The following is a 24,860-nucleotide window of genomic DNA, read 5'->3' as shown; positions in this document are numbered from 1 at the left end:
GGAGGAGCCGCGCTTCCCGGCCGGGCCGGTGCCGCGGCATCCCCGGAGGCTCAGTAGACTGGAACTGTGGCAGATCCAGCGAGTTACCGACCCCAGACAGGTGAAATTCCGACCAATCCGGGCGTGTACCGCTTCCGTGATCCGCACGGCCGGGTCATCTATGTCGGCAAGGCCAAGAACCTCCGTTCCCGGCTGAATTCCTACTTCGCCAACCCGGCAGGGCTGATGCCCAAGACCTACGCCATGGTGCACACAGCCAGCAGCGTCGAATGGACCGTGGTGGGCAGCGAACTCGAGTCGCTGCAGTTGGAATACACCTGGATCAAGGAATTCACGCCGCGATTCAACGTGATGTTCCGGGACGACAAAAGCTACCCGTACCTGGCCGTCACGATGGGGGAGAAGTACCCGCGCGTCCAGGTGCTCCGCGGCGACCGGCGCAAGGGCACCCGGTATTTCGGCCCCTACACCGCCGGTGCGATCCGGGACACCATGGACACGCTGCTGCGGGTCTTCCCCGTGCGCAGCTGCAGCGCCGGCGTGCTCAAACGCGCCGAAGCCAGCGGCCGGCCCTGCCTGCTCGGCTACATCGACAAATGCTCCGCGCCCTGCGTGGGGCGCATCTCCGCCGAGGACCACCGTGCCCTGGCCGAGGACTTCTGCAGCTTCATGGGCGGCGAAGCTAAGCCTTTCGTGAACCGGCTGGAACGCGAGATGGCCGCCGCGGTCGCCGAGCTCGACTACGAGCGGGCGGCGCGCCTGCGGGACGACATCGTGGCGATGAAGAAGGTCTTCGAACGCAACGCCGTCGTTCTCGCCGAGGGCACGGACGCGGACGTCTTCGCCCTCCACGAAGACGAACTCGAGGCCGCCGTCCAGGTCTTCCACGTCCGCGGCGGCCGGATCCGCGGCCAACGCGGCTGGGTGGTGGAAAAGGTCGAGGACTCCACCACCCCGGAGCTGGTCGAACACCTGCTCCAGCAGGTCTACGGCGAGGAAGCCGGCGTCCAGGGCAGGCTGCCCCGGGAGGTCCTGGTGCCCGCCGAACCCAGCAACGCCGCCGAACTCGCGCAATGGCTCAGCGGCCTGCGCGGGGCCCGCGTGGATATCCGGGTGCCCCAGCGCGGCGACAAGGCCGCGCTCATGTCCACCGTGCGGGACAATGCCGAGCACGCACTGAAACTGCACAAGTCCCGGCGCGCCGGCGACCTCACCATGCGCTCCCAGGCCCTCCAGGAACTCCAGGAGGCACTCGACCTGCCCGTGGCGCTGCTGCGGATCGAATGTTTCGACATTTCCCACGTCCAGGGCACCAACGTGGTCGGCTCCATGGTGGTGGTGGAAGACGGGCTCCCGAAGAAGTCCGACTACCGCAAGTTCGCCGTCACCGGGGCCGCCGCCACCGACGACACCGCCGCCATGCACGACGTCCTGACCCGACGGTTCCGGCACTACCTCGACGAGAAACGCGAGCAGGCAGCCGCCGCGGCCAAACCGGCACACCAGGCCGCGCTGGAAGCGGCAACCGCGGCGGCGGTCGCGGACTCCACGACGCCGGCCCCGCGGAGTAAATTTGCCTACCCGCCCAACCTCGTCGTCGTCGACGGCGGCAAACCGCAGGTCAACGCCGCCGCCCGGGCGCTGGCCGAGCTGGGCATCGAGGACGTGTACGTTGTCGGCCTGGCCAAGCGGCTCGAGGAGGTGTGGCTGCCGGACAGCGATTTCCCGGTGATTCTGCCGCGCGCCTCCGCCGGCCTGTACCTGCTGCAGCGGATCCGCGACGAGGCCCACCGCTTCGCCATCTCCTTCCACCGGCAAAAGCGAGGCAAGGCCATGACGGTCTCCGCGCTGGACGGCGTGCCCGGACTGGGCGAGTCCAAACGCAAGGCCCTCCTGGCCGAATTCGGTTCCGTCAAGGGCATCAAAGCGGCAACCCAGGAAGAACTCACCGGCGCCAAGGGGATCGGCCCGTCCCTGGCCGCTGCGATCGTCCGGCACTTCACGGCCGACGGCGAGGAAGCCGCCACCGTTCCGGCCATCAACATGACCACCGGCGAAATCCTCGAAACTTAGCTAGCTCCGACAAACTTAGCTAGGGTAAAGACTTGGGAAACGGCACGGGCGCGGCATCACCGCGGCCGCGCCGTTACCTGACCGCAACAGCAAACGCACAGGCAGAGATGGGGCTTCACTGATGGCAGACTCGACGGCAGGATCCGGGACGGATGAGGACGGCATGACACCCGTCAAACCCGTCGAGGCGGAACTGCTCGTGGTGACCGGCATGTCCGGAGCCGGCCGGAGCACCGCCTCGGACGCCCTCGAGGACCACGGCTGGTACGTCGTGGAAAACCTCCCGCCGCAGATGCTCGGCACGCTCGCGGAGCTGGTGTCGCGCACACCGCACTCGATGTCCAAGCTCGCCGTCGTGATGGATGTCCGGAGCAAGGACCTGTTCGCGGACATGCGCGCTGCCCTCCGCGCCCTCGAGGCCTCCGGGGTAACCTTCCGCGTGCTGTTCCTCGATGCTAACGACGACGTCCTGGTCCGCCGCTTCGAGCAGGGCCGCCGGCCGCACCCGCTTCAGGGCGGCGGCCGGATCCTCGACGGCATCGCCGCCGAGCGGGAGCTTGTCCGTGAGCTGAGGGACACGGCCGACATCGTCCTGGATACGTCCTCCCTCAACGTGCACGGCCTGGCGACGGCCATCACCGAGCTCTTCAGCGAGACCGGTCCGGTGGCCCTGCGGCTGAACGTCATGAGCTTCGGTTTCAAGTACGGGTTGCCCGTGGACGCCAACTTCGTGGCCGATGCCCGCTTCATCCCCAACCCGCATTGGGTGCCGCAGCTGCGGCCGCACACCGGGCTGGACAAGGACGTCAGCGACTACGTGCTGGAAGCGCAGGGCGTCAGCGACTTCGTGGAGCGCTACGTCCTGGCCCTGGAACCGGTCCTGGACGGGTACCGGCGTGAGAACAAGCACTACGCCACGATCGCCGTGGGCTGCACCGGCGGCAAGCACCGCTCCGTCGCGGTGGCCGTCGAGCTCTCACGGAGGCTGGCGCAGTATCCGCGCGTCACCGTGACCACCACGCACCGGGACCTGGGCCGCGAATAATGGCGCTGCTGACCGGCCCGCTGCCCCTCGTCCCGCCCGCCAGCGCGGCATTCGCCAGCCAGCAGGACAAAGGCCCCTCCGTAGTGGCGCTCGGCGGCGGCCACGGCCTCTCCGCGTCGCTGTCCGCCCTGCGGCTTCTCACCTCCGAACTCACCGCGATCGTCACCGTCGCGGACGACGGCGGATCCTCCGGCCGGCTCCGTGAAGAGTACGGCGTCCTGCCGCCCGGGGACCTCCGCATGGCCCTGTCCGCGCTGTGCGACGACACGGACTGGGGCCGCACCTGGCGCGACGTCATGCAGCACCGCTTTGCCCCCGGCAAGGGCCGCGGCGGCTCCCTCGACGAGCACGCCATGGGCAATCTCCTGATCGTCACCCTCTGGGAACTCCTGGGCGACACGGTCGCCGGCCTGAAGTGGGCCGGCGCCCTCCTCGGCGCACGCGGCGAAGTCCTGCCGATGTCCAGCATCCCGCTGACCATCGAAGGCCAGGTCCGGGTCACGGCCCCGGACGGTACCACGGCGTTGCAGACCCTGACGGGGCAGGCCAAGTGTGCCGTCGCGGGGTCCCTCGAACGCGTCCGGCTGTTGCCGGAGGACGCCCCCGCCTGCATGGAAGCCCTGACCGCGATCGAACTGGCCGACTGGGTGATCCTGGGCCCGGGCTCCTGGTACACCTCCGTCCTGCCGCATCTGCTGCTCCCGGAAATGCGCGAGGCCCTCTGCAACACGGCGGCCCGGCGCTGCCTGACAATGAACCTCGCCACCGACACCAAGGAGACCGCCGGCATGACCGCCGCGGACCACCTCCGGGTGCTGCGCGAGTACGCGCCGGAGTTCACGGTCGATGTCGTCCTGGCCGATCCGGCGTCGGTCCAGGACCTGCCCGACTTCCAGCAGGCGGCCGGAATGCTCGGTGCCGAGGTGGTCTTGGGTAAAGTGGGGGCGTCTGGTCGCCGTCCGGTCCACGATCCGTTGCGGCTGGCGACGGCGTACCACGATATTTTCGGGAATAGTTAGGAAAGGTGCCATGGCACTGACAGCATCAGTCAAGGAAGAACTTTCCCGTCTGGATATCAAGAAGTCCTCGGTCCGCAAAGCCGAGGTATCGGCCATGCTCCGCTTCGCCGGCGGGCTGCACATCATCTCGGGCCGGATTGTGATCGAAGCCGAGGTCGACCTCGCATCGACCGCCCGGCGGCTGCGTGCCGCCATCGCCGAAGTGTACGGCCACCAGAGCGAGATCATCGTCGTCTCTGGCGGCGGCCTGCGCCGCGGCAGCCGCTACGTGGTGCGCGTGGTCCGCGATGGCGAGGCCCTGGCCCGCCAGACCGGTCTCCTGGACACCCGCGGGCGGCCCGTCCGGGGCCTGCCCTCCGTAGTGGTCAATGGATCGGCCGCGGACGCCGAGGCCGTCTGGCGCGGCGCCTTCCTGGCCCACGGCTCACTCACCGAGCCCGGCCGCTCCTCCTCCATGGAAGTCACGTGCCCCGGCCCCGAGTCGGCCCTGGCCCTCGTCGGCGCCGCCCGCCGGCTCGGCATCCAGGCCAAGGCCCGCGAGGTCAGGGGAGTGGACCGTGTGGTGATCCGCGACGGCGACACGATCGCCGCGCTGCTGACCCGCATGGGCGCCCACGACGCGCTCATGGTCTGGGAGGAACGCCGCATGCGCAAGGAAGTGCGTGCCACCGCCAACCGGCTCGCGAACTTCGATGACGCGAACCTGCGCCGCTCCGCCCAGGCCGCCGTCGCCGCCGGCGCCCGGGTGGACCGTGCCCTGGAAATCCTGGGCGACGACGTCCCGGACCACCTCAAGTACGCCGGGGAGCTGCGGGTCGCGCACAAGCAGGCCAGCCTGGACGAGCTCGGCCGCCTCGCCGACCCTGTCATGACCAAGGACGCCATTGCCGGCCGGATCCGCCGGCTCCTGGCGATGGCGGACAAGCGGGCCCAGGACCTCGGCATCCCGGGCACGGAAGCCAATGTGACGCCGGAAATGCTCGACGACTAGCGTCACCTTAGAATCAAGAACAGATTTCCGGATGCCCGGCATCCGGATGCACAATCCGAGAGTTACCGAACCGGACAACCCGTCCACGACATTGGAGGATTTTGTGACCGAGTACGTATTGCCTCAGCTCGACTATGACTACGCAGCGCTGGAGCCGCACATCTCCGCGAAGATCATGGAGCTGCACCACAGCAAGCACCACGCGGCCTACGTGGCCGGCGCCAACAACGCCCTCGCCCAGCTGGCCGAGGCGCGAGAGAAGGGCGACTTCGCCAACATCAACCGCCTCTCCAAGGACCTCGCGTTCCACACCGGCGGCCACATCAACCACTCCGTCTTCTGGAAGAACCTCTCCCCGGACGGCGGCGACAAGCCCGAAGGCGAGCTCGCGGCGGCCATCGACGACGCCTTCGGCTCGTTCGACGCCTTCCGTGCCCAGTTCAGCGCCGCGGCGCTGGGCCTGCAGGGCTCCGGCTGGGGCTTCCTGGCCTACGAGCCGATCGGCGGCAACCTGGTCATCGAGCAGCTCTATGACCAGCAGGGCAACGTCGCGCTCGGCACCACTCCGCTGCTGATGCTGGACATGTGGGAGCACGCCTTCTACCTGGACTACGTCAACGTCAAGGCCGACTACGTCAAGGCGTTCTGGAACATCGTGAACTGGGCCGACGTCGCCAAGCGCTTCGACGCCGCCCGCAAGAACGCGACGGGCCTCATCACGCTGTAAGGGTGACAGGACCGACTCCTGTTTGTAACAAAGCTCACATTACGGCCGGTTCGGCCCGAAATGTGGACGGACTGCCCCCGCACTTGCGGGGGCAGTCCCAGTTAAACGTAAGATGGATCACGGAAGGCGGTTAGCCTTCAGCAACGTGGCTGGTCGTCCTCCGATCTGGTAATTATCTCTGCCCAATGGCGTGCGGGATCTGTTAGTTGGCTTGAACGCCTTCTCAACTAGTCGTGCTCGCAAGAGCACCAAGGAGACTGAAAACGTGACGACCCGTATTGGCATCAACGGCTTTGGCCGTATCGGCCGCAACTACTTCCGCGCCGCCCTCGCACAGGGCGCCGACCTTGAGATCGTTGCAGTCAACGACCTCACGAGCCCGGAAGCCCTCGCTCACCTCTTCAAGTACGACTCCGTGGGCGGCCGCCTGGCGGAATCCATCGAGGTCAAGGACGGCAACATCGTCGTCGACGGCAAGACCGTGAAGGTCCTCGCCGAGCGCGATCCCGCCAAGCTGCCCTGGGGCGAGCTCGGCGTTGACATCGTCATCGAGTCCACCGGCTTCTTCACGAAGGCCGCCGACGCGCAGAAGCACATCGACGCCGGCGCCAAGAAGGTCCTGATCTCCGCCCCCGCCTCCGGCGAGGACATCACGATCGTGATGGGCGTCAACGACGGACTGTACGACGACGCTGCGCACCACATCATCTCCAACGCCTCCTGCACCACCAACTGCCTCGGCCCGCTGGCCAAGGTTGTCAACGACGCCTTCGGCATCGAGCGCGGCCTGATGACGACCATCCACGCGTACACCGCCGACCAGAACCTGCAGGACGGCCCGCACAACGACCTCCGCCGCGCCCGCGCCGCCGCCATCAACATGGTCCCCACCTCCACGGGTGCGGCCAAGGCAATCGGCCTGGTCCTGCCGGAGCTCAAGGGCAAGCTGGACGGTTACGCCATCCGCGTCCCGGTCCCCACCGGCTCGGCCACGGACCTGACCGTCACGGTTTCGCGCGAAACCACCGTCGAGGAAGTCAACGCCGCCCTCAAGGCAGCCTCCGAGAGCGAAGAGCTCAAGGGCCTGCTGACCTACACCGACGAGCCCATTGTCTCCTCGGACATCGTCGGCGACCCGGCATCCTCCATCTTCGACTCCGGCCTGACCAAGGTGATCGGCAACCAGGTCAAGGTTGTGTCCTGGTATGACAACGAGTGGGGCTACTCCAACCGCCTCGTGGACCTCACGGAGCTTGTTGCGTCCAAGCTGGGCTAGGGTAAGACTCATGACATTCCACACCCTCAACGAACTGATCGCTGATGGTGTCCGCGGGCGGTACGTTCTGGTCAGAAGTGACCTGAACGTGCCGCTCGACGGCTCTACAGTGACTGACGACGGCCGCATCAAGGCCTCCCTGCCAGTGCTGGCGAAGCTCACGGACGCCGGTGCCCGCGTGCTGGTCACAGCACACCTGGGCCGCCCCAAGGGCGCCCCCGAAGACAAGTACTCGCTCAAGCCGGCCGCCACGCGACTGGCCGAGCTTGCCGGGTTCAAGGTCACCCTTGCCGGCGACACGGTCGGCGAGTCGGCCAAGGAGCTGTCCTCCGCCCTCCAGGACGGCGAAGTGCTCGTCCTGGAAAACGTGCGTTTCGACGCCCGGGAGACCTCCAAGGACGACGCCGAACGCGGCGCCTTCGCGGACGAGCTCGTCGCCCTCACCAGCGACAACGGCGCGTTCGTCGATGACGCCTTCGGCGCAGTGCACCGCAAGCACGCCAGCGTGTACGACGTCGCCACCCGGCTGCCGTCCTACCAGGGCGACCTCGTCCGCACGGAGGTCGAGGTGCTGCGCAAGCTCACCACCGACACCCAGCGGCCCTACGTCGTCGTCCTTGGCGGCTCCAAGGTCTCGGACAAGCTCGCCGTGATCGACAACCTCATCGGCAAGGCGGACACGATCCTGGTGGGCGGCGGCATGCTGTTCACCTTCCTTGCCGCCGCGGGCCACAAGGTCGCGGGCAGCCTGCTCGAAGAGGACCAGATCCCGGTCGTGCAGGAATACCTGAAGCGCGCCGCGGACGCCGGCACGGAATTCGTGGTGCCCACCGATGTTGTGGTGGCCAGCAAGTTCGCCGCCGACGCCGAGCACGAGACCGTTGCTGCCGACGCCATCGAGTCCAGCAGCTTCGGCGTGCAGGGCATCGGCCTGGACATCGGACCGGACTCGGCAGCGGCCTTCGCGGAACGGATCAAGGGCGCCAAGACGGTGTTCTGGAACGGCCCCATGGGCGTGTTCGAATTCGCGGCCTTCGCCGGCGGTACCCGCGCCATCGCCCAGGCACTGACCGAGACGGACGCATTCACGGTGGTCGGCGGCGGGGATTCCGCGGCCGCGGTCCGGACCCTCGGCTTCGCCGATGACCAGTTCGGCCACATTTCCACCGGCGGCGGCGCAAGCCTGGAGTACCTTGAAGGCAAGGAACTCCCCGGCCTGAGCGTCCTCGACCGCTAGAAACACCGACCGCTAGAAACACTGGCCGCTAAAGCAGCAGCCGCCAGGCAATCCAGCCGGCAGGGTGCCCGTCCGCAAGGGACCGGGCACCCTGCCGGCTGCTCATACCATCAGCACTCTTGGAGATCATGTGACCACGTCAACCAACGGTAAATTCGATCGCAAGCCCTTCATCGCCGGCAACTGGAAGATGAACATGGACCACGTCCAGGGCATCACCCTCCTGCAGAAGCTCGCGTGGACCCTGTCCGACGCCAAGCACGACTACAGCCGGGTGGAGGTTGCAGTCTTCCCTCCGTTCACAGATCTCCGCGGTGTCCAGACCCTCGTCCAGGGCGACGAACTCGACGTCGTCTACGGCGGCCAGGACCTCTCCCAGTTCGACTCGGGCGCCTACACCGGTGACATCTCCGGACAGTTCCTCGCCAAGCTGGGCTGCAGCTACGTCCTGGTCGGCCACAGCGAACGCCGCACCATCCACAACGAGTCCGATGACGTCCTGAACGCCAAGACCAAGGCCGCTTTCCGGCACGGCATCACCCCCGTCCTGTGCGTGGGTGAAGGACTCGAGATCCGCCAGGCCGGCACCCACGTCGACCACACGCTCGCCCAGCTGCGCGCGGGCGTCGAGGGCCTCACCCCGGAACAGGCCGCCGAACTCGTCGTCGCCTACGAGCCCGTCTGGGCCATCGGCACCGGGGAGGTCGCCGGCCCGGAGGACGCGCAGGAAATGTGCGCCGCAATCCGTGCCGAGTTGGCCACCCTGTTCGGTGCCGACGTCGCCGCCAAGACGCGACTGCTCTACGGGGGGTCGGTCAAGGCGAACAATGCGGCGTCGATCCTGAAGGAGCGCGACGTCGACGGCTTGCTGGTCGGCGGTGCCAGCCTGGACGCTGCGGAGTTTGCTAATATTGTCAGGTTCGAGAGTCACCTGCTGACGGATTAGTCTGGACACAGGTTTGGCCCCCGCAATCCAATTCTTCTGAAAGGCCGTCGTGGACGTTCTTCATGTCATTCTGCAGGTCCTCCTGGGCATCACCAGCCTCCTGCTGACGTTGCTCATCCTGCTCCACAAGGGACGCGGAGGCGGCCTGTCGGACATGTTCGGCGGCGGCATGAGTTCGGGGCTGAGCTCCTCGGGTGTCGCGGAGCGGAACCTCAACCGGTTCACGGTCATCCTCGGTGTCACCTGGGGCGTCGTGATCATCGCCCTCGGCCTGATCATGCGGTTCAGCACAGGCGCCGATTCCTAGCACGTCTTTTCGAGAACTTCATAAGGGGCTTGAGGCCCTCCCGGCATCGGGAACTTCGAACTACACTGTCGCTGGCAAGCACCAATCCACCAGCTGAGTAGCCAGGAGTTCCCGATGCTGCATTCTGCTTCCGGATTCAAGGGAATCCGTGTGGGCGCCACCGAAGGGGCATCACCCCGCCACGAGCCAATGAACGGGGCCGGCGCACGCCAGCCCCGTATTCGTGTCTCCTACCGGTGCGCCAAAGGCCATGAAACCGCGCTCGTGTTCGCCCAACTCCCCGAGGAGCAGATCCCGGGAGTCTGGGACTGCCGGCGCTGCGGCGGCACGGCAACCCGCGACGAAACAAAGTTCGCCCTGGACGACGTGCCAACGGAGGGGTTCAAGACCCACCTGGAATACGTTAAAGAACGGCGCTCCAGCCAGGACGCCGAAGACGTACTGGCCGGAGCGCTGGAACGGCTACGCGCCGGACGGGCCCTTCCGGACGAGCTGCTCGGGGACCCGTGAGGCCGCGTTCTCGTCAATGAGCCACAAGGTCTCCCGGCGGCCCCGCGGCCCGGCCGCGGGAACCTGCACGGGATTGGCGCCGGCCAGGGCCAGGCCCACGGCCCCGGCCTTGTCCTCGCCGGCCACCACCATCCACACCTCCAACGCCGTGTTGATGGCCGGCAGGGTCAGGGAAACCCGGCCCGGCGGCGGCTTGGGGGAGTTCTGGACCCCCACGACGGTCAGTTCCTTCTCCCGGATGCCGGCCTGCTCCGGAAAGAGCGACGCGACGTGCGCGTCCGGGCCGACGCCGAGGAGGACTATGTCCAGGCGCGGAAGCCGGCCCGGGTGTTCCGGCCGGTCATCGGACATGTCCGCAGCGTGCTCGGCGGCGGCGGCGTCAGCGAGCCGGCGCGCATAATCCGCCGCAGCCTCTTCCGGGTTCCCGAAGTCATCGGTGGAACCGGGCACGTGGACCCGCGCCGGATCGACCGGGATGCGGGACAGGAGAGCCTCATGGGCCTGGCGGGCGTTGCGTTCGGCGTCATCCGCCGGCACAAAGCGCTCGTCACCCCACCAGAAGTTCACCTTGGACCAGTCGACGGCCTTCGCGGCCGGGGATTCGGCCACGGCCCTGAGCGAACCGATGCCCATTGTGCCCCCGGTAAGCACCACCGTGGCTTCGCCGTGCCGGTCCTGGATGTCCACGAGCTTGGTGATCAGGCGGGCTGCGATCGCAGCCATCAGGACGGTCGAGTCAGGATGGATGCTTACTCTGGGGTCAGCGCTCACTGGGACGGACACTCCTTAGATTGGTACGTGGCAGTCCCATAGTAATCACTTCGCCGAAGACCTCGTCGGGGTCCAGGCGGCGAAGTTCTTCTGCCAGGCAGTCCTTGAGGCTGCGGCGGGGCAGGGAGATCCGCTGCGCCGGCTGGCCGGGCTGGGTCAGCTCGGCGATGGTCAGTCCGGGCCGGAAGAGCTGGACGTCGCCGCCGGTGCGGGTCAGCCGGACCCGCCGGATCCCGGTGCCGGCCGGGTCCGCGACGATCGTGACGGGAGCGTCCAGGGCCAGGGTGAGCCAGGCCGCGAGCAGGATGGTACTGGGGGAGTCCGAGGCACCTTCGACGGCGACGGCCGTGACGGGTGAGTCGTCCACCTGGTCCAGGACCGCGGCCAGCTGGATCCGCCAGTTGGTCAGGCGGGTCCAGGCCAGGTCCGTGTCGCCGGCCTTGTAGGTGCGGCGGATGTTCTCCAGCGCCGCGACCGGGTCCGCCTCGTTGGCAGAGTCGGTGATCCGGCGGTGCGCGATGCCCCCGATCGAGGTCTGGCACGCGTTCCGCGGGGCGCCGTGCGGCCACCAGGCCACGATCGGGGCGTCCGGCAGCAGCAGCGCCGCGACGAGGGATTCGCTTTCCTCGGCGAGTTCGCCGTAGCCGCGCAGCAGGATGACCTCGGAGGCCCCGGCGTCGCCGCCGACGCGGATCTGGGCGTCCAGCCGGGTCGGGGCGGAGGCCCCGGCGTCGGCGAGGACGATGATCCGGCACGGGTGTTCCCGGCTGGCCTCGTTGGCGGCCTCGATGGCCTCCTCCTCGAGGCCGGAGCGGGTGACAACCACGAGGGTCAGGACCCGGCCCAGCGCGATCACGCCGCCCTGCTCGCGCAGGGACATGATCTTCTTGGAAATCTTGGAGGTGGTGGTGTCGGGGAGGTCTACGATCATGGCCTTCTCCAGGTTCGTCCGTCGCGGGCAAGGAGTTCATCGGCTGAGGCGGGACCCCAGCTGCCGGGCCGGTAGGGCTCGGGCTGTTCGTCCAGGGACGCCCAGTAGTCCTCGAAGGGATCCAGGATCTTCCAGGACAGCTCGACTTCGGCGTGGCGGGGGAACAGCGGAGGTTCGCCCAGGAGCACGTCGAGGATGAGCCGTTCGTAGGCTTCGGGGCTGGACTCGGTGAAGGAGTGGCCGTAGCCGAAGTCCATGGTGACGTCGCGGACTTCCATCTGGGTGCCCGGGACCTTGGACCCGAACCGGATCGTGGCGCCCTCGTCGGGCTGGACCCGGATCACCACGGCGTTCTGGCCGAAGTCGTCTTCGCCGTGGTCGGTGAAGAGCAGGTTCGGGGCGCGCTTGAACACGACGGCGATCTCCGTCACCCGGCGGCCCAGGCGTTTGCCGGCGCGCAGGTAGAACGGCACGCCGGACCAGCGGCGGGTGTTGATGTCCACCCGGATCGCGGCGAACGTCTCGGTCTTCGAATCGGCCGGGATGCCCTCTTCCTCCAGGTAGCCCAGGACCTCCTCGCCGCCCTGCCAGCCGCCGGTGAACTGCCCGCGGGCCGAGTGGGTGGAGAGGTCGTGCGGGAGCCGGACGGCGGAGAGGACCTTTTCCTTCTCGGCGCGCAGGTCATCGGCGTTGAAGGAGATTGGCTCCTCCATGGCCGTCAGGGCCAGCAGCTGCAGCAGGTGGTTCTGGATCACGTCGCGGGCAGCGCCCACGCCGTCGTAGTACCCGGCCCGGCCTCCGGTGCCGATGTCCTCGGCCATGGTGATCTGGACGTGGTCAACATAGTTGGCGTTCCAGAGCGGCTCGAAGAGCTGGTTGGCGAAGCGCAGCGCCAAGATGTTCTGCACCGTCTCCTTGCCCAGGTAGTGGTCAATCCGGAACACGGAATCCGGCGGGAACACCGATTCGACAATGTCGTTGAGCTGCCGGGCCGACTCGAGGTCATGCCCGAAGGGCTTCTCGATCACCACGCGCCGCCATTTGTCGCCCTCGGCCTGGGCCAGGCCGTGCTTGGAGAGCTGGCGGCAGACCTGCTCGAAGGCCTTCGGCGGGATCGACAGGTAGAACGCGTGGTTGCCGCGCGTCCCGCGCTGCTCGTCGAGCTCATCAATCGTGTCCGAGAGCCGCTTGAACGCCTCGTCGTCGTCGAACTCGCCCTGTACGAAGCGGATGCCCTCCGAGAGCTGCTTCCAGACCGTTTCATCAAACGGGGTCCGGGCATACGCCTTGACGGACTCCCTGACCTCAGCGGCGAAGTCCTCGTTCTCCCACTCCCGGCGGGCAAAGCCCACCAGGGCGAAACTCGGTGGCAGCAGCCCGCGGTTGGCGAGGTCATACACGGCCGGCATGAGCTTCTTCCGGGCGAGGTCCCCGGTCACCCCGAAGAGGACCAGCGATGACGGCCCGGCAATACGGTTCAGACGGCGATCACGCGGGTCGCGGAGCGGATTGCGCCTCCGGCCGGCCGTGGTCCTGCCGCCGTTGTAGGTTTCTGGCATAGTTGCGTGGGTGCCTTAGCTTTCGGTGGAAGGTGCTGCCTGGCCGGCAAGCGTCGTGACGAGCTCCTGGAGCTGCTTCACACCCGCTGCCCGGTCGGTCAGGTGCAGCCGGAGGACCGGACGGCCGTGCTCGGACAGGACCTGGGCGTCCCCAGCGGCCTGCGCCGAGATCAGCTCGCCGAACGTGAACGGGCGGTCCGGGATGGCCAGGTCCATGGCGGACGCGGCCGTGACCTGCAGGAAGACGCCGATCGCGGGTCCGCCCTTGTGGAACTGGCCCGTCGAGTGCAGGAAGCGGGGGCCCCAGCCGAACGTGACCGGGCGCCGGCACAGGGCCGCCAGCTGGTCACGGACACCCTCGAAGCCTGCGTAGGCGAGCCGGTCGAAATAAGCCTGAACGCTGAGGTAGCTGTCCTCTGCGAGCTGGGCCAGCAGCGCGGACACGGCGGCAGACGCCGTCGAGGCATCTCCCAGCCAGTCGCCGCCGCGGACCTCGATGGCGCCGTCGGTGAAGTTCGCCGGCGTCGGCTTCGGCTGTGCGTCCAGCAGGCCGCGTGCGGCCACCTTGGCGGCCTCGACGTCGGGCTGGTCAAACGGGTTGATACCCAGCAGCCGGCCGGCTACGGCGGTGGCGAATTCCCACACCATCATCTGCGTCGCCAGCCCCCCGGCAATGGCAACCTCGTTCTCGCCGAGCTGCACGTCGTCGGCATCCGCCGAGACGAGCCGGACCACCAGGACATCCGGTGCGCCCAGGGTGGCTTCGGGGGAGGCGGGGCCGGCCACAACCGGCAGCACGCCGGTGCCCAGCTTGCCCGTGGATTCGGCGATGAGCTGTTCGGCCCAGTCGGCGAACCCGACGATCCCGGACCCGTCTTCTGCAATGACGATCTTGTTGCGCAGCGGGCTGGTGCCGCCCAGGGCCGTGCCGAGGGCGAGGCCGATGTTGTCTTCCGAGTCGTCGTTGAGGATCTCGGCGGCCTCTTCGGCCTCATCCAGGAACGCCTGGATGTCCACGCCGGCCAGCCCGCAGGGGACCAGCCCGAACGCGGTCAGCGCCGAGAAACGGCCGCCGACGTTGGGGTCGGCGTTGAAGACTGCGCGGTAGCCGGCCTCACGGGAGGCCTTGTCCAGGGGCGAGCCCGGGTCGGTGACGATGATGATGCGGCTCTTCGCGTCGATGCCGGCATCGGTGAATGCCTGTTCGAAGATCCGGCGCTGTGAATCGGTCTCCACCGTGGAGCCGGACTTGGACGAAACAACGATGGCGGTTTCGGCCAGCCGGTCCACGAGGGCGGCACTGACCTGTTCGGGGTCGGTGCTGTCCAGCACGGTCAGCTCGACGCCAGCGGTGCCCGCAATGACTTCAGGTGCCAGCGAGGAACCGCCCATGCCGCACAGGACAATGCGCGTCACGCCGTCGGCCTTCAGTGCGTCGCGGAGTGCCAGGATCCCGCTGACCAGGGGCTGGGAGACGGTGGCCGCCTCGACCCAGCCCAGCCGGACAGCCGACTCGGCTTCGGCGTCGGGACCCCACAGGGTATGGTCCTTCGCGAAGATCCGGGTGGCGATGCGGTCCTCCAGCAGTGCGGGGAGGTGCTGTTCGTGGGCCTGGCGGGCTGCGCCGGTGGCGTCGTAGCTGAGTGTGCTCATGGTGGGTCAGGAAGCCTTCCGTGCAGAGGCCAGGGCGCCTTCGACGTCGCCCAGGAGTTCCTTCCAGCTGGCCACGAACTTGTCCAGGCCTTCGGACTCAAGCAGTGCCACGACGTCGTTGTAGGAGATCCCCAGGTTGTCGAGGGAGTTCAGCGTCGCGTTGGCGTCGTCGTAGCCGCGGGTGACGGTGTCGCCCGTCACCACGCCGTGGTCGAACGTGGCGTCCAGGGTCTTCTCCGGCATGGTGTTGACCACGCCCGGTGCGACGAGTTCGGTGACGTACAGGGTGTCCGGGTAGGCCGGGTCCTTCACACCGGTGGAGGCCCACAGCGGGCGCTGCGGCAGGGCGCCGGCTTCGGCGAGGAGGGCCCAGCGTTCGGTGGAGAAGAGCTCCTCGTAGACCTGGTAGGCCAGTCGGGCGTTGGCCAGGCCGGCCTTGCCCTTGAGTGCCTTGGCTTCGTCGGTGCCGATGGCATCGAGGCGCTTGTCGATCTCGGCGTCGACGCGGGAGACGAAGAAGGACGCGACGGAGTGGATCGTGGAGAGGTCGTGGCCGTTGCCCTTGGCCTGCTCCAGGCCGGACTGGAAGGCGTTGATGACGGCGCGGTAGCGTTCCAGCGAGAAGATCAGGGTCACGTTGACGCTGATGCCCTCGGCCAGGGTGGCCGTGATGGCTTCGAGGCCCTCGAGGGTTGCCGGGATCTTGATCAGGACGTTGTCCTTGTTGACCTTCTTGTACAGGTGCTTCGCTTCGGCGATGGTGCCGGCGGTGTCCCAGGCAAGGCGGGGGTCCACCTCGATGGACACGCGGCCGTCGACGCCCTTGGTCGCGGCGGCGACGGGAGCGAAGAGGTCGCAGGCGTCGGCGACGTCGGTGGTGGTGATTTCGAAGACGGTCTCTTCAACGGTGGAGCCGGCCGCGGCCTGGGCAGCGATGACGGCGTCGTAGTCCGTGCCGGAGGTGATGGCGGCATGGAAGATGGACGGGTTGGTGGTGACGCCAACGACGTTCTTCTCTTCGATGAGCTTGCGCAGGGTACCGGTCTGCAGGCGGCCGCGGGAGAGGTCGTCGAGCCAGATCGAGACGCCGGCGTCGGAGAGCTGCTGGGTGGGGGTAGTCATGTCATAACTCCTGGAAATGATGGGTTCCGGGGGCACAGCGTCCCCCGGAACCATGGGGGTGGGTCAGTTTGTGACGCTGGCGAGCGAGTCCTTCGCGGCAGCGGTGACGGCTTCGGCGGTAATGCCGAATTCCTGGAAGAGGCGCTTGTAGTCCGCGGAGGCACCGAAGTGCTCAAGGCTGATGGAGCGGCCGGCGTCGCCGACGAATTCCTTCCAGCCCAGGGCAAGTCCTGCTTCGACGGAGACGCGCGCCTTGACGGCGGCCGGCAGGACGGCTTCGCGGTAGGCGGCGTCCTGCTTGTTGAACCATTCCACGCAGGGCATGGAGACGACGCGGGCGGCGATGCCCTCGGCCTGCAGGGCCTCACGGGCGGCCACGGCGAGCTGGACTTCGGAGCCGGTGCCGATCAGGATGACCTCGGCCGGGACCGTGGCGCCGTCCTTGGAGGCTTCGGCGAGGACGTATCCGCCCCTGGCCACGCCGGCGGTGGAACCGAAGGTGTCGCCGCTGGCGTCTCCTTCACCGCGGGCGTATGTGGGGATGTTCTGCCGGGTCAGGACGATGCCGGCCGGGTTCTCGTGGTTCTCCAGCATGACCTTCCACGCCGCAGCGACCTCGTTCGCGTCGCCGGGGCGGACGACGTCCAGTCCCGGGATCGCCCGGAGGGAGGCCAGCTGTTCCACGGGCTGGTGGGTGGGGCCGTCCTCGCCCAGGCCGATGGAGTCGTGCGTCCAGACGTACAGGGACGGCACGCCCATGAGGGCGCCGAGGCGGATCGCGGGGCGCTGGTAGTCGGAGAAGATCAGGAACGTTCCCGAGAACGCCCGGGTCCGGCCGTGCAGGCTGATCCCGTTCACGATCGACGCGGCGGCGTGCTCGCGGATGCCGAAGTGCAGCACCCGGCCGTACGGGTTGCCCTTCCAGGCCCCGGTGGAGCGTGAGGCCGGGATGAACGAGGGCGAGCCTTCGATCGTGGTGTTGTTCGATTCGGCGAGGTCGGCGGAGCCGCCCCAGAGTTCGGGCATGACCGGGCCGATCGCGTTCAGGACCTTCCCGGATGCGGCGCGGGTGGAAACGTCCTTGCCGGCTTCGAAGACCGGCAGTGCGGCGTCGAGCTCGACCGGAAGCTTCTTGGCTTCGATGCGCTCAAGCAGGGCGGCGTTCTCCGGGTTGGCGGACTGCCAGGCCTCGAAGCTGCTCTGCCAGGCGGTGCGGGCCTCGGCGCCGCGGGCCTGCGCCTCGCGGGTGTGGGCCAGGACGTCATCGTCGACCTGGAACGCGCGCTCCGGATCGAAGCCCAGGACCTTCTTCAGGGCCGCGACTTCCTCGGCGCCCAGGGCCGAGCCGTGGATCTTGCCGGTGTTCTGCTTCTTCGGCGCCGGGTAGCCGATGATGGTGCGCAGCGAAATGATCGAGGGCTTGCCGGTCTCGGCCTTTGCGGCCAGCAGCGCGGCATGGAGTTCGGCGACGTCTTCGACGTATTCGCCGGTGCGGGTCCAATCGACCCGCTGGGTGTGCCAGCCGTAGGCCTCGTAGCGGGCCAGCACGTCTTCGGTGAAGGCGATGTCGGTGTCGTCCTCGATCGAGATGTGGTTCTCGTCGTAGATCACCACGAGGTTGCCCAGTTCCTGGTGCCCGGCCAAGGACGATGCCTCGGACGTGACGCCTTCCTGGAGGTCGCCGTCGGAGGCGATGACCCAGATGGTGTGGTCGAACGGGGACTCGCCGGCGGGGGCGTCGGCGTCGAACAGGCCGCGCATCCGGCGCTGGGAGTACGCGAAGCCGACCGCTGAGGCCAGCCCCTGGCCCAGCGGGCCGGTGGTGATCTCCACACCGGCGGTGTGCTTGTATTCCGGGTGGCCCGGGGTCAGGGAGCCCCAGGTGCGCAGGGCTTCCAGGTCCTTCAGTTCCAGCCCGTAGCCGGAAAGGAACAGCTGGATGTACAGGGTCAGGGAAGTGTGGCCCGGGGACAGGATGAACCGGTCACGGCCCAGCCAGTCCGGGTTCTTCGGGTCGTGGCGCATCAGCTTCTGGAAGAGAAGGTACGCGGCCGGGGCCAGGCTCATCGCGGTCCCGGGGTGGCCGTTGCCCACCTTCTCCACCGCGTCCGCGGCCAGCACCCGGACAGTGTCCACGGCGCGCTGGTCCAAGGTACTCCATGACAGTTCTTGCTCTTCCAAATGTGGCACGAAAACCGGGCCCCTCTCTGTGCTGACGGCCGGCGGTACGCTTGGTCCCACCCCGGGCACAGTTCGGTGCCCGCTGCAGTACGTACCAGCCGTTCACCATCGAAACGTTGATCTATCATTCAGACGCAGATCCAGAGCCGCCGGTTTCGGCAATTGCCGGGCAATTACTCGGCAATTGCGTTGGTGCGTGCCCGTGTGCGCTGATCTAAGAACAGCCTAGTCCCATTCCACTTGGTGGTCAGCGTATATCTCACCAATTGGACCTGATTTCGCTTATATGAATCACCGCGCGTTATTGCGCCCGTGAGCCGGCGTTAACGCGCCCGAATCATTGGGGCCCGGCGGCGGGCCGGGTGCGCGCAGCGTCACGGTATGATGGGTGGTGGCCTTCGACTGGGGCAAGGACACGGGCGTGCGCTGCGCGCAGAGCCCGTCTGCAGCAAAAAGCGTTGCGACATCCACCCGGGGCTGCCAGCCAGACAGAACTGCCCAGACAGAACAGAGTGACTGCCACCGTGAGCACAACAAATACGCCGCTGAACGCCTCCCCGGCCTCGGCAAGAATGGGCTTCGGCCGCAAGGCCAAGGCCTACCTGGCGCTCACGAAGCCCCGAGTCATCGAGCTCCTGCTCGTCAGCACCTTGCCCACCATGATCTACGCCGAGCGCGGATTCCCCTCGATCGGCCTGATTCTGGCGACGCTCGTGGGCGGCGCTTTCGCGGCAGGCTCTGCCGGTGCCTTCAACTGCTACATCGACCGCGACATCGACAAGCTCATGCACCGCACCGAAAACCGGCCGCTGGTCACCGGCGAGGTCACCCCCCGCGAAGCACTGATCTTCTCCTGGCTGCTGGGCGCCGCGGCGATCGCCATCCTCTGGTTCGGGGCCAACCCGCTCGCCGCATGGCTGGGCCTCGGCGCCATCGTCTTCTACGTGGTCATCTACACCATGATCCTCAAGCGACGCACCGCCCAGAACATCGTCTGGGGCGGCGCCGCGGGCTGCTTCCCTGTCCTGATCGCCTGGGCCGCCGTCACCAACACGGTGGAGTGGCCCGCCGTCGTGCTCTTCATGGTGATCTTCCTCTGGACCCCGCCGCACTACTGGCCGCTGTCGATGCGGTACGGCGAGGACTACCGCAACGCCAACGTGCCGATGCTGGGCGCCATCGCCGGCGCCAAGGTGGTCTCGGTGCAGGTGGTGCTTTACGCGTGGGCCATGGTGGCATGCTCGCTCCTGCTGATCCCGGCCGGCGGCGCGGGCTGGGTGTACACGGTGACCGCCGTCGCGGCCGGCGCGTGGTTCCTGTACGAGTCGCACGCCCTGTACAACCGCGCCCAGTCCGGCGACGTCTCCAACAAGGGCGCCATGAAGGTCTTTCACGGCTCCATCAGCTACCTGACACTGCTCTTCATTGCGCTGGCGGTGGACCCGTTCATCGGCTCGGCGGTCATGGGCGGCTGAGTCCTCCCTGTTCTTAAACCTGTTCTTAAAACAGCAGATGCTCCCTCACCACTGGTGAGGGAGCATCTGCTGTTTTGCGGCCGTGCCATGAGGGCGCTGCTCCTAGTCGGCGCTTACTTCCTGGCGCGGACCGGGCGGGGGAACGACGCCGGCCGCCGGCCGCTGGTCCGGGTACCGCTGGTCGAAGCGATGGCGCGCGATCCGCCCGAGCCTCTCGACCGTGTGCCAGCTGATGACCGCGATGACCAGGGTCACCACGATGGCCGACACCGCCACGAGCGGCGGCAGATCCGCCGTCGACCCGCCGTTGAGCCAGAGAATGACGAGGTAATTCCAGAGATAGGCGGCGTAGGACACGGTGCCCAGCAGCTGCAGCGGGCGCGTCCACGTCGGCATCGCACGGGTGCGGGAGGCGGCGAGGGCCACCAGGACGGCCGCGGCAGCCATAGCCAGCGGGCCTCCGATGAAGAAGAAGGCCGGTGTTTCGTTGGCTTTCGGGAAGAACGCCAGCGCGACCAGGAGTGCCGAAGAGCCGAGCAGGGCGGCGAGCCTGAGCCGGCGGCCCGCGAACCAGCCGAAGACGCGGATCCGGTAGAGGCGCAGGGCCGACCCTAGGATCAGGCCCAGGCCCCACGTCGTGGGCAACGCGTAGACCAGTGAATGAAGTTGCGGAGCCATGATCTCCATCGCCAGCACGCTTGCCGTCATCAGGGACAGGGCGACGGCGGCCGACCAGATGATCAGCCGGCCCTGCCGGTTGCGCCGCAGGGCGAGCACCAGCAGCGCGGGCCAGATCAGATAGAACTGTTCCTCCACCGCCAGCGTCCACAGCGGTCCGATGGCCATGCTGACGTCGAAGGGCAGCGGCAGGTCTTTGAGGTATCCGAGGCCGGCGAGGACGGTGTACCCGACGATGCCCTTGGACCGGTCCCCGAGGACGTCGGTGGCCAGCTCGACGACGGCGTACACGCCCAGGAGGGAGATCAGGGCCGGCACGAGCCGGAAGGCCCTGTGTGCATAGAAACGGCCGTAGCGAATCTTTCGATGCCGTTCCACGTCCCTGAGCAGCACGTTCGTGATCAGGTATCCGCTCAGCACGAAGAACGCAATGACACCGATGATGCCGGCGCCTTGAAATATTCCAGGCCAGGAATGTCCGAGCAGGACTGCGCCAACGGCAGCGCCGCGAAGGACGTCCAGGCCGTCAAGCCGCGGACGCACTGTGAATTGCCTGCTTGCGGTTTGTTTGGTTGTAGCGTGTTGGTCTGTAGATTGCAGGGCGGCCGTGGCGGCCCTTTCGCCGACTAGTAACGCCATATAACCTCCGGAGCCTCTTTCCGGCCGGTTTCTATTTCAGCTGAATCAAGGCAAAACCGTGCCGTTCCTCTTCTGATGAATGTGATTCCGGCGCCACCGCGCCGTTACCTATTATCCCGGACGCGGCTGGACGAAACCTGACCACGGTCCGTCTGGTGGTGCGTTCGCCCGCAACAGCCCGGGATTCAGAGGTTGTGGGCGATGAGTTCGAGCCCGATCACCAGAAGGCTTAAGACGACTTCGGCGAACATGATGGCGGCCTTGTGATGGAGCGGGATATCGAGGCGCCGGATCGCGAGGTACCCGACGACCATGAGTGAGGCAACGAGAACAACGACCGCCCAGCCGAGCGCCACGGCCGTCGACCACAGCCCGAGGCCGGCCGCTGCGAGCAGGAGCAGCGGAGTCACCAGAACGCCGAGACCGCCGGCGCTGACCGCGATCATATGGTGCAGTTCTTCACCGGTGGGGAGCGTCGAATGAACCGTCAGGTGGCTCAGGAGATCGGCGACGAAAATCCCCAGCAGGGAACCGATGACCACGATGCTGAGGGTGGCGGCGGCGGCCGCGGGCGACGTCTCGTCCGCGTGGCTCCGAAGCGCCAGCACCACTGCGAGGCTCGTAAAGATGATGTAGACCCGCTCTTTAAGGCTCGCCGCGCGTTGGCGGGCCGCGGGTGACAGGGTCACGGGCGGTTCGATGGGATCCATGTGAGAAGGCCTTCCGGTAAGCGTCACAGGAGTGAACGACCACATGCCCACGACCGCAACGATCCAAATCCATGCCATCTCATAGTGCTCCCGGGGAACCCGCCGAGGCCAGACCGGAGCCCACAAACACAAGCAACGCGGGGTTAACTACGGCCCATCCGCCAGGTGCGGAACGAGCGGCAAGTCACCCCGCGTTGTTTGTTGGGGGGAGGTGTTGGTGCGCCTATTTCACCGGGCTGTAGCGGGCGAGGTCCGCGGCGTTGGTGGCCGCGCTCATCAACAGGGCCGCCGCCAGCATGTGTGCGCCCACGAGCAGCGCCGGGATGCCGTTGTAGTACTGCGTGAAGCCGATGATGGCCTGCAGCACAGTGACGCCCAGGAGCATGAACACCGCGGAACGGAACGGCCCCGGGATACGCCCGCGCAGCACCAGGAACACTCCGAACAGCGCTCCGGCGGTCACCAGGTACGCCGGCATGGCATGGATGTGCGCGAACAGGTCCCAGTCGAGGTCATTGCGCGGGGCGTTGGCGTCGCCGGCATGCGGGCCGGCCCCGGTCACCACCACGCCCAGGCAAACGGCCACGGCGGAGAAGAACGCGACGACGGTCATCACCGGGCGCGCGGCGCCCGGCAGGGCCGGAAGCTGCACGGTCCGGGCCTTGCCCGTGCGGCCGTAGGCGCGGTTCACCAGAAGGGTTGCCAGAACCACGAGGGCCATGGATACCAGGAAGTGCAGGCCCACGACCCACGGGTTCAGCTGGGTGAGGACGGTGATGCCGCCGATGACGGCCTGGGCCGGGATGCTGGCGAGCAGGCCGAGGGCCAGCAGGAAGAGGTCCCGGCGTTCCTTGCGGAGGTTCCACAGGTACACGAGCATCATCACCGCGACGGCGGCCAGCGCGAACGTCAGGAGCCGGTTGCCGAATTCGATGATTCCGTGGAACCCCATTTCCGGCGTGGTGGCCAGGGATCCTTCCGTACAGCGCGGCCAGGTGGGGCAGCCAAGGCCCGAGGCGGTAAGCCGGACGGCGCCGCCTGTCACCACCAGGACGATCTGGCCGATGAGGGACAACACGGCCAGCCGCCTGATCCTGTTGTCGACCGTGACGGGCAGTCGGGAGGTGAACCCGGAAACGATCCGGGGTGTGCGTGACGCCGTGCTCACAGTTTTCTCAATTCCACTTGAACCAACGGATTGCCGCGCCGCCGGCGATCGCCGTCCAGAGCAGCAGGACAAAGACGGCAGCAACGTTGACGCTGCCGTACAGGAAAGCATCCCTCAGCGCCTGGCCCAGCGAGCCGGAGGGGAGGAAGTGCACCACAGCCTGCGAGAGCGCAGGGAGCCGTTCGGACGGGATCACGATCCCGCCCAGGGCCCCGAGCAGAATCCAGAGCAGGTTGGTGATGGCCAGGGTCGCCTCCGGCCGGACCGTCCCGGCGACCAGCAGCCCCAGCGCGGTGAAGCATGCGGCCCCGAGGACCAGGATGAGCATGCCGGGCAGCCAGCCTGCGGGGTTGGGCTGCCAGCCCAACACCAGGGCCACGGCCGAGACGATGAGCACCTGCAGGAACAAGACGGCCAGGACGGCCAGGATCTTGCCGGCGATCAGTCCGGTGCGGCCCAGGGGAGTGGTGGAAAGAAAGCGCAGCACGCCGTAGCGGCGGTCGAAGCCGGTGGCGATGCCCTGGCCCGTGAAGGCGGTGGACATGGCGCACAGGGCCAGGATGCCGGGGACGGCAACGTTGATGCGGCTCGAACCCAGCCCGTCCAGCAGCGGCGTCACGGTCAGGCCGACCATGGCCAGCAGCGGCAGGACGATCGCGAGGATCAGCTGCTCGCCGTTCCGGAGCATGGTGATGGTTTCGTACCGCCCCTGCAGCATGATCCTGCGCAGCAGCGGAGCGGGTGCGCTGCCGTGTGCTGTGAGCGGGGCACTGCCCAGTGGGGCACTGCCCAGAGGCGCGCCGCCGGAAACGCGGGTCATCGGATCTCCCTTCCGGAGATGTCCAGGAAGACGTCCTCGAGGCTGCGTGCCTCAAGGCTCAGGGAGCTGGGCATGATCCCGCGGGCGGCCCACCACGCGGTGATCGCCGCGAGGTCCGCCGGGGTCAGTGCGCCGGTCACGGCGTAGCTGCCGGCCCGGGCCTCGGTGACCTCGACGCCGTCGGTCAGCACGCCGGTGAAGTCCAGGCCCGGTTCGGTCTCAAACAGCAGGGTGCGGATGTGCTGCCCGTCGTCGCCGGCGGGCAGCTGATGCTGCAGGAGCTGGGCGACGGTGCCTTCAGCGACGTTCCGTCCGGCGTCGATGATGTAGACGTAGTCGGCCAGGCGCTGGGCGTCGTCCATCAGGTGGGTGGTGAGGATGATTCCCATCCCGCTGTTACGCAGCTCGGCGATGAGATCGAAGACCATCTGGCGGGACTGCGGATCCAGGCCGGCGCTCGGCTCGTCGAGGAAGAGAACCTCCGGGTTGCCGACCAGCGCCGCCGCAAGGGCAAGGCGCTGCTTCTGGCCGCCGGACAGGCGCCGCACTGAGGTGCGGCTGAAGGACTCGATCCCCAGGCGGGCAATGAGCTCATCCACCGGCCACGGATCCTGGTACATGCCGGCAATGTGCTTCAGCAGCGGGATGGGACGGGCCGACGGCGGGAGACCGCCGTCCTGCAGCATGACACCGACGCGCGCACGGAGGCCGGCGCCGGCAGTGTCCGGATCCTGGCCGAGCAGGCTGATGGTGCCGGAGGTCCGCTTCTGCAGCCCCTGGGCGCATTCGATGGTGGTGGTCTTGCCGGCGCCGTTGGCGCCGAGCAGGGCTGTTACCTGGCCGCGTTCGGCAACGAGGGAAAGGCCGCTGACCACGCGCAGCATCTTGCCGTCGAGGGTGGGCAGTGGACCAACATCCTTGACGAGCCCGCTGATGGTCAGAACGGGGGATTCGGGAGATCGCACCACAGCATTCTACGCGATGTAATACGGCGTTCCCCCGGAACGGGCGCCAACTGCAGG

General features: G+C 67.5%; 22 protein-coding genes. 11 read left to right on the top strand and 11 right to left on the bottom strand.

Features of this window, described 5'->3' with window-relative positions; translation table 11 throughout:
* Positions 1–66 precede the first annotated feature (66 nt).
* The 10 genes from uvrC (at position 67) to ACVWYS_RS09290 (ending at position 10,131) form a co-directional block, all read left to right on the top strand.
* Positions 67–2,073, top strand: a complete 2,007-nt coding sequence (uvrC, locus tag ACVWYS_RS09335) for an excinuclease ABC subunit UvrC (protein WP_091247886.1) — start codon at positions 67–69, stop codon at positions 2,071–2,073.
* 121 nt (positions 2,074–2,194) lie between these two features.
* Entirely contained in the window at positions 2,195–3,118 is a 924-nt protein-coding gene (gene rapZ / locus ACVWYS_RS09330; protein ID WP_344367757.1) for an RNase adapter RapZ, read from the top strand.
* Complete coding sequence (locus ACVWYS_RS09325) at positions 3,118–4,137, top strand: gluconeogenesis factor YvcK family protein (protein WP_344367755.1); 1,020 nt, start codon at positions 3,118–3,120, stop codon at positions 4,135–4,137. Before rapZ ends, ACVWYS_RS09325 begins: the two co-directional genes overlap by 1 nt.
* A 10-nt stretch (positions 4,138–4,147) precedes the next feature.
* A complete protein-coding gene (whiA, locus tag ACVWYS_RS09320; RefSeq protein WP_091247880.1) occupies positions 4,148–5,128 on the top strand; it encodes a DNA-binding protein WhiA in 981 nt (326 codons plus the stop codon).
* A gap of 103 nt (positions 5,129–5,231) precedes the next feature.
* Positions 5,232–5,855 (top strand): superoxide dismutase, encoded by a 624-nt coding sequence (locus ACVWYS_RS09315; RefSeq protein ID WP_018772998.1) that lies wholly within the window; start codon positions 5,232–5,234, stop codon positions 5,853–5,855.
* A gap of 265 nt (positions 5,856–6,120) precedes the next feature.
* Positions 6,121–7,131 carry a type I glyceraldehyde-3-phosphate dehydrogenase gene (gene gap, locus ACVWYS_RS09310; RefSeq protein WP_091247878.1) on the top strand — a complete coding sequence of 337 codons (1,011 nt, stop codon included), beginning with the start codon at positions 6,121–6,123 and terminating at the stop codon, positions 7,129–7,131.
* A gap of 10 nt (positions 7,132–7,141) precedes the next feature.
* Positions 7,142–8,368, top strand: coding sequence for a phosphoglycerate kinase (locus tag ACVWYS_RS09305; RefSeq protein ID WP_456506543.1), 1,227 nt, complete (start codon positions 7,142–7,144; stop codon positions 8,366–8,368).
* A gap of 130 nt (positions 8,369–8,498) precedes the next feature.
* Positions 8,499–9,314, top strand: coding sequence for a triose-phosphate isomerase (gene tpiA, locus ACVWYS_RS09300; protein ID WP_344367752.1), 816 nt, complete (start codon positions 8,499–8,501; stop codon positions 9,312–9,314).
* Between the two features lie 49 nt (positions 9,315–9,363).
* Positions 9,364–9,621: a preprotein translocase subunit SecG gene (secG, locus tag ACVWYS_RS09295; protein WP_116765741.1), complete on the top strand. Its 258-nt coding sequence runs from the start codon at positions 9,364–9,366 to the stop codon at positions 9,619–9,621.
* 114 nt (positions 9,622–9,735) lie between these two features.
* Positions 9,736–10,131 (top strand): RNA polymerase-binding protein RbpA, encoded by a 396-nt coding sequence (locus tag ACVWYS_RS09290; RefSeq protein ID WP_091247868.1) that lies wholly within the window; start codon positions 9,736–9,738, stop codon positions 10,129–10,131.
* Here the strand turns inward: ACVWYS_RS09290 and pgl are convergent.
* The 6 genes from pgl to tkt all read right to left on the bottom strand — a co-directional run bounded on the left by pgl (position 10,084) and on the right by tkt (position 18,348).
* The gene (pgl, locus tag ACVWYS_RS09285; RefSeq protein WP_456509629.1) at positions 10,084–10,902 is read right to left on the bottom strand and encodes a 6-phosphogluconolactonase; all 819 of its coding nucleotides are present in this window, start codon (positions 10,900–10,902) and stop codon (positions 10,084–10,086) included. The two genes, ACVWYS_RS09290 and pgl, sit on opposite strands and share 48 nt — an antisense overlap.
* Positions 10,892–11,833: a glucose-6-phosphate dehydrogenase assembly protein OpcA gene (locus ACVWYS_RS09280; RefSeq protein WP_344367749.1), complete on the bottom strand. Its 942-nt coding sequence runs from the start codon at positions 11,831–11,833 to the stop codon at positions 10,892–10,894. Before ACVWYS_RS09280 ends, pgl begins: the two co-directional genes overlap by 11 nt.
* The gene (zwf, locus tag ACVWYS_RS09275) at positions 11,830–13,392 is read right to left on the bottom strand and encodes a glucose-6-phosphate dehydrogenase (RefSeq protein ID WP_344367748.1); all 1,563 of its coding nucleotides are present in this window, start codon (positions 13,390–13,392) and stop codon (positions 11,830–11,832) included. Before zwf ends, ACVWYS_RS09280 begins: the two co-directional genes overlap by 4 nt.
* Before the next feature lie 15 nt (positions 13,393–13,407).
* Positions 13,408–15,045: a glucose-6-phosphate isomerase gene (locus tag ACVWYS_RS09270; protein ID WP_456509628.1), complete on the bottom strand. Its 1,638-nt coding sequence runs from the start codon at positions 15,043–15,045 to the stop codon at positions 13,408–13,410.
* A 6-nt stretch (positions 15,046–15,051) separates the two neighbouring features.
* On the bottom strand, positions 15,052–16,167 hold the full coding sequence (tal, locus tag ACVWYS_RS09265) for a transaldolase (RefSeq protein WP_091254056.1): 1,116 nt from the start codon (positions 16,165–16,167) through the stop codon (positions 15,052–15,054).
* A gap of 63 nt (positions 16,168–16,230) precedes the next feature.
* Positions 16,231–18,348, bottom strand: coding sequence for a transketolase (gene tkt, locus ACVWYS_RS09260; RefSeq protein WP_456509627.1), 2,118 nt, complete (start codon positions 18,346–18,348; stop codon positions 16,231–16,233).
* Between the two features lie 512 nt (positions 18,349–18,860).
* Between tkt and ACVWYS_RS09255 the strand changes: the two genes are divergently transcribed.
* Positions 18,861–19,823 carry a heme o synthase gene (locus ACVWYS_RS09255; RefSeq protein WP_091254060.1) on the top strand — a complete coding sequence of 321 codons (963 nt, stop codon included), beginning with the start codon at positions 18,861–18,863 and terminating at the stop codon, positions 19,821–19,823.
* A gap of 102 nt (positions 19,824–19,925) precedes the next feature.
* On the opposite strand, the gene ACVWYS_RS09250 is transcribed toward ACVWYS_RS09255, so the two are convergent.
* From ACVWYS_RS09250 to ACVWYS_RS09230, 5 genes are all read right to left on the bottom strand, one after another.
* The gene (locus tag ACVWYS_RS09250) at positions 19,926–21,044 is read right to left on the bottom strand and encodes an acyltransferase family protein (RefSeq protein WP_456509626.1); all 1,119 of its coding nucleotides are present in this window, start codon (positions 21,042–21,044) and stop codon (positions 19,926–19,928) included.
* A gap of 281 nt (positions 21,045–21,325) precedes the next feature.
* On the bottom strand, positions 21,326–21,850 hold the full coding sequence (locus tag ACVWYS_RS09245; RefSeq protein WP_237563291.1) for a hypothetical protein: 525 nt from the start codon (positions 21,848–21,850) through the stop codon (positions 21,326–21,328).
* Positions 21,851–22,073: 223 nt separating this feature from the next.
* Entirely contained in the window at positions 22,074–23,018 is a 945-nt protein-coding gene (locus ACVWYS_RS09240; RefSeq protein ID WP_456509625.1) for a COX15/CtaA family protein, read from the bottom strand.
* Between the two features lie 7 nt (positions 23,019–23,025).
* Positions 23,026–23,736 carry an ABC transporter permease gene (locus tag ACVWYS_RS09235; protein WP_456509038.1) on the bottom strand — a complete coding sequence of 237 codons (711 nt, stop codon included), beginning with the start codon at positions 23,734–23,736 and terminating at the stop codon, positions 23,026–23,028.
* 98 nt (positions 23,737–23,834) lie between these two features.
* On the bottom strand, positions 23,835–24,803 hold the full coding sequence (locus ACVWYS_RS09230) for an ABC transporter ATP-binding protein (RefSeq protein ID WP_344367742.1): 969 nt from the start codon (positions 24,801–24,803) through the stop codon (positions 23,835–23,837).
* Between the last annotated feature and the right edge of the window lie 57 nt (positions 24,804–24,860).

This window comes from Arthrobacter sp. TE12231, assembly GCF_054062895.1.
The sequence above is the reverse complement of the archived record's forward strand: the minus strand, read 5'-3'. Positions and strand labels throughout refer to the sequence as shown.